At 42.5% G+C, this 10,307-nt stretch carries 10 protein-coding genes and 1 riboswitch; of the genes, 7 read left to right on the top strand and 3 right to left on the bottom strand.

What is annotated here, in order from left to right:
- Positions 1-102 precede the first annotated feature (102 nt).
- Positions 103-1,458: an MATE family efflux transporter DinF gene (dinF, locus tag AACT19_RS23990; protein WP_207551978.1), complete on the top strand. Its 1,356-nt coding sequence runs from the start codon at positions 103-105 to the stop codon at positions 1,456-1,458.
- A 184-nt stretch (positions 1,459-1,642) separates the two neighbouring features.
- Here dinF and sthA read toward each other — a convergent pair whose 3' ends face one another.
- A complete protein-coding gene (gene sthA / locus AACT19_RS23995; protein WP_004736699.1) occupies positions 1,643-3,043 on the bottom strand; it encodes a Si-specific NAD(P)(+) transhydrogenase in 1,401 nt (466 codons plus the stop codon).
- 139 nt (positions 3,044-3,182) lie between these two features.
- Between sthA and AACT19_RS24000 the strand changes: the two genes are divergently transcribed.
- The 3 genes from AACT19_RS24000 to AACT19_RS24010 are packed head-to-tail and all read left to right on the top strand — an operon-like array spanning position 3,183 to position 4,383.
- Complete coding sequence (locus AACT19_RS24000) at positions 3,183-3,374, top strand: pyridine nucleotide transhydrogenase (RefSeq protein WP_076649115.1); 192 nt, start codon at positions 3,183-3,185, stop codon at positions 3,372-3,374.
- The gene (fabR, locus tag AACT19_RS24005; RefSeq protein ID WP_004736697.1) at positions 3,371-4,012 is read left to right on the top strand and encodes an HTH-type transcriptional repressor FabR; all 642 of its coding nucleotides are present in this window, start codon (positions 3,371-3,373) and stop codon (positions 4,010-4,012) included. The genes AACT19_RS24000 and fabR overlap by 4 nt, the downstream gene beginning before the upstream one ends.
- Entirely contained in the window at positions 4,012-4,383 is a 372-nt protein-coding gene (locus AACT19_RS24010; protein ID WP_004736696.1) for a YijD family membrane protein, read from the top strand. The genes fabR and AACT19_RS24010 overlap by 1 nt, the downstream gene beginning before the upstream one ends.
- Positions 4,384-4,469: 86 nt before the next feature.
- Here AACT19_RS24010 and trmA read toward each other — a convergent pair whose 3' ends face one another.
- The gene (trmA, locus tag AACT19_RS24015; RefSeq protein WP_004736694.1) at positions 4,470-5,579 is read right to left on the bottom strand and encodes a tRNA (uridine(54)-C5)-methyltransferase TrmA; all 1,110 of its coding nucleotides are present in this window, start codon (positions 5,577-5,579) and stop codon (positions 4,470-4,472) included.
- 155 nt (positions 5,580-5,734) lie between these two features.
- A riboswitch (cobalamin riboswitch) is annotated at positions 5,735-5,938 on the top strand.
- Between the two features lie 40 nt (positions 5,939-5,978).
- Here trmA and AACT19_RS24020 point away from each other — a divergent pair.
- Genes AACT19_RS24020 through murI form a run of 3 tightly spaced genes read left to right on the top strand, consistent with a single transcriptional unit; the run spans position 5,979 to position 9,398 of the window.
- Positions 5,979-7,817, top strand: coding sequence for a TonB-dependent receptor domain-containing protein (locus AACT19_RS24020; RefSeq protein ID WP_017091172.1), 1,839 nt, complete (start codon positions 5,979-5,981; stop codon positions 7,815-7,817).
- Positions 7,818-7,865: 48 nt separating this feature from the next.
- Positions 7,866-8,531 carry an ATPase gene (locus AACT19_RS24025; protein WP_076649117.1) on the top strand — a complete coding sequence of 222 codons (666 nt, stop codon included), beginning with the start codon at positions 7,866-7,868 and terminating at the stop codon, positions 8,529-8,531.
- A gap of 60 nt (positions 8,532-8,591) precedes the next feature.
- Positions 8,592-9,398 carry a glutamate racemase gene (gene murI / locus AACT19_RS24030; RefSeq protein WP_076649121.1) on the top strand — a complete coding sequence of 269 codons (807 nt, stop codon included), beginning with the start codon at positions 8,592-8,594 and terminating at the stop codon, positions 9,396-9,398.
- On the opposite strand, the gene AACT19_RS24035 is transcribed toward murI, so the two are convergent.
- Entirely contained in the window at positions 9,361-9,813 is a 453-nt protein-coding gene (locus AACT19_RS24035) for an RNA recognition motif domain-containing protein (protein WP_004736687.1), read from the bottom strand. The genes murI and AACT19_RS24035 overlap by 38 nt on opposite strands.
- Between the last annotated feature and the right edge of the window lie 494 nt (positions 9,814-10,307).

Here is a 10,307-nt window from a genome sequence, read left to right on the forward strand (position 1 = left end):
TTGCAGGTAGCTGAATAGACGTATCAAGATAAGTAAAACCCCACAACATAGTGAAAGCCCACCCACTAGGTTAAACTATCGCCTCTAATTAAAGAGGTGATCGTGAAGCTATTTAATCCCCAAACTATTTTTCAAACGCTATCCAATCAGGCGATGCACAAAAAAGTGCTATTGCTCGCGATCCCGATGGTTCTCTCTAATATTACGGTTCCACTGCTGGGCTTAGTCGATGCTGCGGTTATCGGTCACCTAGAGCATTCTTGGTATTTAGGTGGTGTGGCATTAGGCGGCACCATGATCAGTGTGACCTTCTGGTTGCTTGGTTTCCTGCGTATGTCAACGACTGGATTGGCCGCGCAATCTTATGGTGCGAATGATGGTAAGCAGCTTGGTTTAGTCTTTGTGCAAGGCGTGACTATGGCCTTAGGGTTTGCTGGTGTCTTTTTGCTTTTACACAGCTTTGTTGCGGATGCGGTTTTCTCATTGAGCAGTGCCAGCGAGCAAGTCAAACATTATGGCCTGCAGTACTTCTCTATCCGTGCCTGGAGTGCGCCTGCTGCGCTAACTAACTTTGTAATTTTAGGTTGGTTGCTCGGAACCCAAAATGCTAAAGCGCCAATGTGGATGGTGATTATCACTAATATCACCAACATTGTTTTAGATATCGTATTTGTGATTGGCCTCGGCTGGCAAGTTGAAGGTGCGGCATTGGCATCGGTGATAGCGGACTATGCGGGTCTAACGTTTGGCTTAATTTGTGTTTATCGAATCTGGATGAAGAGGCAACTGCCATCTCCATGGGAGCTGCTTAAGAAAACCAGCCAAGGTTTGAGTCGTTTCGTAAAACTGAATCGCGATATCTTTCTGCGCTCGCTGTGTCTGCAAGCGACTTTCACTTTTATGACCTTCCAAGGTGCAAGTTTTGGTGATGATGTTGTGGCGGCCAATGCGGTATTGATGAGCTTCTTGATGATCATCTCTTATGGGATGGATGGTTTTGCCTACGCAATGGAAGCTATGGTCGGAAAGGCGATTGGCGCGAAAGATAAAGAAGAGTTAAATCAGTCTTTGATTGGCACTTTCTTCTGGAGCTTCAATATTTGTTTGGTACTGACCATAGCGTTCGCGATTGCTGGGTCTAGTTTGACTAATATAATTACTACAATTCCAGAGGTTAAGAGTCAGGCTGAGGTGTATCTGCCATGGCTGATTGCGATGCCGCTCGTTTCTATGTGGTGCTTCTTGCTAGACGGTATTTTCGTGGGCGCGACCAAAGGCAAGGATATGCGCAATAGTATGTTTGTGGCCACCTGCAGTTTCTTTGCGATTTTCTACTTAGCATCAGGTTTAGAGAACCATGCACTGTGGCTAGCAATGTTGAGCTTTATGGCAATGCGTGGGATTGGTCTTGGTGTTCTATTTATCTCTCAGTGGAAGAAAGGTGAGTTTCTCGCTTAGCTTAGATAAATTAGTTCAGGGAGCGAAAAGAGAATCTGTGCAGGTAAAGTAGCATTTAGAACATCATGATCTAATTGCTAGCATGGCTATATAATTCAGTGGTTTAAATAAAAACAGCAAGCTTATGGCTTGCTGTTTATGTATTTGGCCTACAGGTGGTCAAATAGTCCTATTGGTTCTTTGTTTAGAACAAACGGTTAAGTCCGTTCAGCGCTGCGACGCGATACGCTTCGGCCATTGTTGGATAGTTGAAGGTAGTATTCACAAAGTACTCGATGGTATTGGCTTCGCCTTTCTGTTCCATTATTGCCTGACCGATGTGGATGATCTCAGCAGCACGCTCACCAAAAACGTGGATACCTAAAATCTCTTTAGTTTCACGATGGAAAAGTATCTTCAAGCTACCAATATCTTTACCTGCGATTTGAGCACGAGCTAAGTGTTTGAATGAAGATCGTCCCACTTCATAAGGTACTTTAGCCGCAGTAAGCTCTTGTTCTGTTTTACCGACAGAGCTGATCTCAGGAATGGTATAGATACCTGTTGGGATGTCTTCGATAAGGTGTCGTTCTGCTTCACCTTTCACCACGGCTTGGGCTACGAATCGACCTTGGTCATAAGCAGCACTTGCTAGGCTAGGATAACCAATCACATCACCAACAGCGTAAACATGTTCAACACTGGTTTGGTAGTTGCTGTTGACTGATACTTGTCCTCGAGAGTCCGCTTCTAAGCCAACGGCACCAAGATTCAGCTTGTCAGTATTACCCGTTCGGCCATTGGCATACAGTAGACAGTCGGCACGCATTTTCTTACCTGATTCTAGGTGAATGATTACACCATCGTCAGTACCTTCAATTTTCTCAAAGGTCTCATCGTTACGAATAACAACGCCGCTGTTCCAGAAGTGATAAGACAGAGCATCTGAGGTTTCATTGTCTAAGAATGACAACAGGCGATCGCGAGTATTAATAAGATCGGTTTTAACGCCTAAACCACGGAAGATCGACGCGTACTCACAACCGATAACGCCAGCACCATAGATGATGATGTGTTGAGGGTCGTGTTTAAGAGAAAGAATCGAGTCGCTGTCGTAGATACGTTCATGCAGAAAGTCGACGTTGTCTGGCTGATAAGGGCGAGAACCTGTTGCGATAACAAATTTGTCTGCGCTGTAATGTTCTTCAGTACCATCGCTCTGCATGACAGAGATAGTGTTAGTATCGATAAAACGCGCAGTACCAAACACTAATGTGCACTGGTTACGGTCGTAGAAGCCTTGACGCAATCGAGTCTGTTTGTCGATGACTGACTTAGCATGCCCCAGAATGTTGGAGAAGGTTGAGTGAATGCTTTTATTATTCTGACAAAACAGCGGGTTGCTATTGAATTCAATGATGCGGCTTACTGCATGACGTAGCGCTTTTGAAGGAATCGTTCCCCAGTGGGTGCAACCACCACCAACGCTGCTCTCCTTTTCAATGATTGCAACGTTCAACCCGGCTTTGGTTAATCCCATTGCTGCCCCTTCTCCTCCGGGGCCACTACCAATTACGATTACATCAAAGTGGTTGGAGTGCGGCATAGATATCTTCCTTGTTATATTTGATTAACATTGCTTTAGCGAGATTTTAACTGATTCTGTTCTTGGGTACATGAAAAGGGCATCAGAGAGTCGGTGGGATCACGCAGTGTTATCGAAAAAATAATATTTGGTATGTTGTATGTCTCCAAATGACAGTGTGGATATTGAAATTTTTTCTTCGAACGTATTTACTTCGGTACGTGAACAAAGAAGTGTGTTTAGTGTCTTATATAACCAGAGTGCCTTATATAAATATGTGATTCGCGTTATATTGAACAGAGTATTAGGCATGCCTGTTTTGGCTGTAAAAGAAGAGTTTGATAAAGTATGAAACCAATGGGCATTCGCGCGCAGCAAAAAGAAAAAACTCGTCGCAGCTTAATCGATGCAGCATTTAGCCAGCTCAGTGCCGATCGTAGCTTTTCCAACCTAAGCTTGAGAGAAGTTGCTCGTGAGGCTGGAATAGCGCCGACTTCCTTTTATCGTCATTTCAAAGACATGGATGAGCTTGGCTTAACCATGGTTGATGAAGGTGGCTTACTGTTGCGTCAGCTAATGCGTCAAGCTAGGCAACGCATAGTAAAAGAAGGCAGTGTGATTCGTACCTCGGTTGAAACCTTTATGGAATTCATTGAAAGCAGCCCAAACGTATTCAGACTGTTATTGCGAGAGCGCTCAGGAACCTCTTTTGAGTTTCGTGCTGCGGTAGCTCGTGAGATACAGCACTTCTCTGCTGAGTTAACCGAATATTTGATAACGACTGGCATGACACGAGATGAAGCTTTTACTCAAGCTGAAGCCTCCGTCATTTTGGTCTTCAACTCAGGGGCAGAAGCATTAGATTTAGATCGACGTCAGCGAGATGAATTGGCTGATCGCTTGATCATGCAATTGCGAATGATGGCCAAAGGTGCTTTTTGGTATCGTAAAGAACGTGAACGTAACCGATTAAAAGGCGGGATTGAATAATGTCGAATGAGAATAATACTGTAAACCGTGGTTCTGAAAGAAAGACACTCGTACTTGCTGTTGTTGCAGGTGTGTGTGGTGATGCACTGTTATCTTGGGTAACAATGAGCGAAGTGGGCTTCTCTATTTTCCCATTGATTGCTTTAGTTTTGGCTGTACAAGCGCTTTACCAAGAATACCTAACTAATCCAGTATCTGAAGATATTCCATTAGTGGGTTTAGCTTGTTTCTTTGTCGGTGCATTTGGCCATTCGGCTTTTGTGAAAGCACAACACCCTGATGCAGGATCAAACTTCTTCGCGATTATCGTCGCGATGCTACTGCTCGCTTGGGTAGGTAAGAAACTAGGCTTTATCGGTAAAACCGCTTAAACCAACGTATAAATTAAAAAACGAGCCAATTGGCTCGTTTTTTTGTATCTGCTGTTTAGCTTCGACTTCGACCTAGATAGCGAGACTTACGCTTTACGCTCTAGGAATACACCGGCTTCCATGTGGTGCGTATAAGGGAACTGATCAAATAGAGCAAAACGAGTGATGTCGTGTGTTTCGCTTAGAATGTCTAGGTTCTCTTTCAATGTCTCAGGGTTACAAGAGATGTACATGATACGCTCGTAGCCTTGAACCATCTTACAAGTATCAACGTCCATACCTGAACGCGGTGGATCAACAAAGATAGTGTTGCAGTTGTAGCTCTTTAGATCGATGTTTGCTTGTTGTAGGCGGCGGAATTCACGCTTACCTTCCATTGCTACGGTAAAATCTTCCGCAGACATACGAATGATCTGAACATTATCAATCTTGTTCGCCGCAATGTTGTATTGAGCAGACTCAACAGATGGCTTCGCTAGCTCAGTTGCAAGTACACGCTCAAAGTTTTGTGCCAGAGCTAATGAGAAGTTACCGTTACCACAGTAAAGCTCTAATAAGTCACCTTTGCTGTCTTGAGTACAGTCGACAGCCCATTCAAGCATTTTCTCTGCTACTTTACCGTTTGGTTGAGTAAAGCTGTTCTCTACTTGCTGGTATATATAGCTATCACCATTCACATCTAGCTTTTCAATTACGTAGTCGCGATCAAGGACGATTTTCATCTTACGCGCACGGCCAATCAGGTTTAGGTTAAAACCTTCATCATTCAATTGCTGCTTCAGTGCTTTAGCATCTTGAATCCATTGCTCACCCAATTGACGGTGGTAAAGCAGTGACACCAAAATCTCACCACTCAACGTAGAAAGAAAATCTACTTGGAATAGCTTATGGCGTAGAGAGTGGTTGTCTTTCATTGCATCTGTTAGTAGAGGCATTAAGTCGTTGATAAGACGACTAGCCGCTGGGAACTGGTCTACACGGTATTTTTCTTTGGTCTCTTGATTGAACATGACGTAATACATATCGTCACCTTCATGCCACACGCGAAATTCAGCACGCATGCGGTAGTGTTGTTCTGGAGATTCATACACTTCCAACTCAGGCACATCGTATTGTGAGAACATTTCAGTAAGACGCTCAGTCTTTTCTGCTAGTTGTTCTTGGTAGCGTTGCGGGTTTACATCTAAATTCGCCATTGTTATGCCTTTTTGCTGTCGTGCTTTTAAATCAAGAGCGCAGATTTTATTCAATCACAGGCGCTTGTCCAGTGTTGAGAGCTATTCAATGTAAATCGAGCATGAAAACTATAGCTTATAACTATCTTAGACTAGACAAATGATTCATAGGTTAATACTATCTCCCGCAAGCTGGTGCCATTTGGATGTATAGATGGCTGAAGAGGGAATCTGGTGTAAATCCAGAACTGACGCGCAGCGGTAAGAGAGAACGAGTATTCAAAGACACTGCAAATAGCTTTTTGTGGGAAGTCGAATATGAGGTAAACCATAAGGTTGTGCTCTTGAGTCCGAATACCTGCCAGCGGCTAAGCCATACAATGTGGCTTGGTAGGACTTTACGCGATTTAGGATCACAACATGAACAAATCCCTTTTAGCGGTTGCTGTAGCATCGCTACTTTCACCTATCTCCAATTTACACGCACAAGAAGTATCTACTGACGAAACCATGGTGGTTACGGCTAACCGTTTTGAGCAAGATATAAAGTCAACGTTAGCTCCTGTAAGTGTCATCACTCGACAAGATATTGCTAGCTTGAGGGCGCAAAGTACTTTTGACGTTTTAAAAACATTACCAGGTGTTGAAGTTAATTCATTGGGTTCAAAGTCGAATGAAACTAGTATTTTTATTCGAGGTACAGCCAGTAAACATACATTAGTTCTACTTGATGGTGTTAGGTTGAATTCTGCAACAGCTGGTGGTGCGTCGATCGGGTTAATACCAGTTAGTGCAATTGAAAAAATTGAAGTTGTTCGTGGTCCAAGAGCTGCAGTGTATGGTTCTGATGCGGTAGGCGGTGTAATAAGTATTTCCACAGTACCTACTAGTGGGAGCGTACATGAAGCGACCTTAGCGACTGGTAGCAATAATTCTACGCAGCAAACTTGGCGCTCAGTTGGTGATATATCAGATAGTACTCGAGGAAGCTTCTTTTATAATAAGGAGAAGAGTGATGGTTATCGAGTTTATGAAGGTGCAGCTTCAGGAGAGAAAAGTGGTTATGAATCAGAGGTGATTCTTGGTAGCTTAAACCATCAAATAAATGAAAAGTTTGCTTTGTTTTTTACCGGTTTTAGCCAAAATAGCGCATCTGAATATGCAGACACATATAGTGGTCCTAAAAAAGTAAGCGAAGTTGATGCGTATAGTTTCAGTTCAGGCGTCAAATATTCTGAAGGGGCAATTCTTTCTTCACTTGAATTTGGCTTGATGAAAAATGTAGGGGCTGATGGCAATGCTGATGGCACGACAGCTAAAACGGAAATATCTTCAAAAAGAGAATCTGTTTCTTGGGTCAATACATACGTCATTTCACCGGACTTCTTAATAAACGGTGGTATTGATTATTACAAGGAGTATGCGGATCGTGGGGCAGCAAATACCACATCGTATGATAAAGAAACGAAGGATAATAAAGCCGTATTTATTACAGGTATTGCATCTTTTCTTGAAGGTGGAACTATCGAGGCAAGTGCTCGTTACGATGACGATAGTGCATTTGGCGATCACAGCACATGGAATTTAGCTGCTGGATACTATGTTTTAGAAAATGTAGAAGCAATTGCGAGTATAGGTACAGCATTTAAAGCCCCTACTTTTAATGATCTGTACTGGCCTGGTTCTGGTAATCCAGATTTGAAGCCTGAAACATCAGAGTCTAAAGAAGTTGGTTTTCGCGGATACCATGACTTACTTGATTGGTCTGTGGTTGGTTATCAGTCAGATATTGAGGATATGATTGACTGGGCGCCAACTCCAGCAGGGCCGTGGGTGCCATCCAATGTTGATAATGTTGAAATAAAAGGCTTAGAGGTTGAGATTAGTTTTGAAGTTGCTTCAATCTCGAATCGTTTTGTAGCCGACTGGAAAGATCCAAAAGATAAAAAAGATAATTCGCAGCTGATCCGCAGAGCGAAAGAAAACTTTAAGTGGGTTTCAACATATCAGTTTGAAAATTTCGATTTAGGACTTAGCGTTAATTACACTGGTGATAGAAAAGACAAGAGTGGCGAGACTCTCAAAGCGTACACTACTGCAGACTTAGGTTTAGGTTACCAAGTGACAGATAACTTTAGTACAGACTTGAGACTATCCAACATCTTTGATGAAGAATACAAAACGGCTCTTGGTGCGAATGGTAACTATTATTTGGGTGAAGGCCGAGCATATTACTTTAGTGCTTCTTACCAATTCTAATTTACACCTAAACCGCCTTCGGGCGGTTTTTTCTTATTGGGTATATCAATGAAAAAGAGAGTCATCATAAGTTGGTCATCAGGGAAAGATTCGACATTAACGCTGGAGCGTCTACTTGAAAGCTCCGAATATGAAGTTGTAGCTCTCTATACGACGTATGTTGGAGATGAAGTTCCTTTCCAAGTGACTCCGATTGATGTGGTTGCTATGCAAGCTAAGTTAGTCGGGTTGCCATTAGTTACGATTGAGCTTCCAGAAGTGTTCCCTAGTAATGAGATTTATCAAAGTACTATTGTCTCCGTACTTAAAGGTTCTGGCTTATCAATTGATGCGGTCGCGTTTGGAGACATGTTTTGTAATGGCATTGCAGATTATCGAAGAAGCTATATAGAACCAGCAGGTTGGGAGTGTGTGTTCCCTCTAATGGGAGAGAGTAGTCAGGCACTTGCGAGTGAAATAATAGACAGAGGAATTGAAACCTTTCTCGTCACAGTCGATAGCGATGCATTAGACATGAGCTATTGCGGGAAAGAATACACGCTTGACCTAATAGACAGCTTACCGAATCATGTCGATCCATGTGGCGAAGATGGTGAGTTCCATACCTTAGTAACGTCAGCGCCATGCTTTAAAGGAAAGCTCAAGGTAGATCTAGAAAATGTAGAGCAAGGTGAGCGCTTTGTGCATCAACGTTATCAAGCTTGCATTATATAGAGTGAGGATTGGCGAAAACTAAGCGAAGGGGTATCATTGCAGCGAAACTTATTACAGGTAATCGTTGTGTCGGATAGTCTACAAAAAAACATATTGGTCTTTGATTCTGGGGTGGGTGGTCTATCCGTATATAAAGAGATAAGCCAGTTACTACCGAATCATAACTATACTTATGTATTCGATAACGAGGCTTACCCATACGGTGAGCTCGACCAGCAAGTCCTTATCCACAGAGTTCAAAGCATCGTCACCAGTTTTGTGGCTAGCCACGCTATTGATATTGTGGTGATAGCCTGCAATACAGCAAGTACAATTGTGTTACCTACTCTTCGGGCTAATAACTCAATCCCAATTGTCGGGGTTGTTCCGGCAATCAAGCCTGCATCCCTACTTGCCAATAAAGCCGTTGGTCTTATTGCAACACCTGCAACGATTACTCGTGAATACACACACGAGCTCATCAAAAACTTCTCGAGTAATAAAAGAGTCGAGCTTTTAGGTTCTACACGGCTGGTGGATATGGCTGAAGATAAACTCAGAGGTGAGGCGATTAACCTTGAAGAGTTACAGCAAATCCTTCAACCGATGATCAATACAATTGATGTGGCCGTTTTAGGATGCACGCATTTCCCGCTGATAAAATCTGAGATTCAACAAGTCTTAGGTAAGAGTGTTTTATTGGTTGATTCCGGTAAAGCGATTGCGAAGCGAGTTCAAGATTTATTGGATTTGGAAAGTGGTAATAGAGAAGGAGGAGTGCGCGAGGTTTTTTGTAGTGCACTTCCTAAGAAAGAAAGTGCACTAAATAGCATGTTAAAGCAGTTAGGATTTAGCTCAGTTCAGCTTCGTCCGTTTCTGGATGTTTAGGATCATTTGCAACTCGCACTTTTAAAGTTCGTTGCATGTAATCTTTATCGTTAAGTTCTGAAATAGCATGATTCACATCATTGCTAGCCATTACGACAAATCCAAAGCCTCTTCTTTTACCAGTACGTTTGTCTTTCATTAAGCGTACTGCAAATACTTCACCATACTCTGAGAATAATTCACGTACGTGTGATTCATTCGCTTTGTATGGAAGGTTACCTACATAAAGTGTTTTTGTTGATGCCTTAGGTTCTGAGTCTGATTTTGAGTCGGTGCTTGAAAAGTTAACAACAAAAGCGGAAGCCAAGACACCAAGGATAAAGGTAATTGCAGGCGATATATCTACCTGAGAGAAAACAATGCCACCTAGAACAGCTAGTGCGACAATTAACAACATCGATTTTTTTGAGTTCATATCGGAATACTACATATTAATAAACGAAATAGACGCATCTACTCTTAACAAAATAGATACATGAATCTTACGTTCATGGTTTCCATTTTGCCAATGTATTGCTGTGATACGTCTCAAATGTTTAGTTTTTATTCGAAAAATGCGGATCTGGTGGCTTTTTAGGCGAACAAAACTTTTATTCAAAAAAGCCCTTGTGCTCTATGTCGATCTCTCTATAATGCCGCCTCACCGACACGGAGTGAGACGAAAGTCACACAGCGAAATCGGTAGAGAAAAAGGAGTTGAAAATAACCCTTGACTCTCTAAGTGGTGCAGGTATAGTACGCACCCCTAGCGACTGAGATATGAATCACAAAACGCTAGCGCTCTTTAACAATTTAAACCTATCAATCTGTGTGGGCACTCGTTGATGAATATCAAAACGTTATTACTTAGGTAGTAACCGTTACTTCGGTAACAAACTTGATTTCAATGAACTGAGTGACCAATACAAA

Origin of the sequence: Vibrio sp. 10N.222.47.A9 (assembly GCF_963872585.1) — a bacterium.
GTDB lineage: Bacteria > Pseudomonadota > Gammaproteobacteria > Enterobacterales > Vibrionaceae > Vibrio > Vibrio splendidus.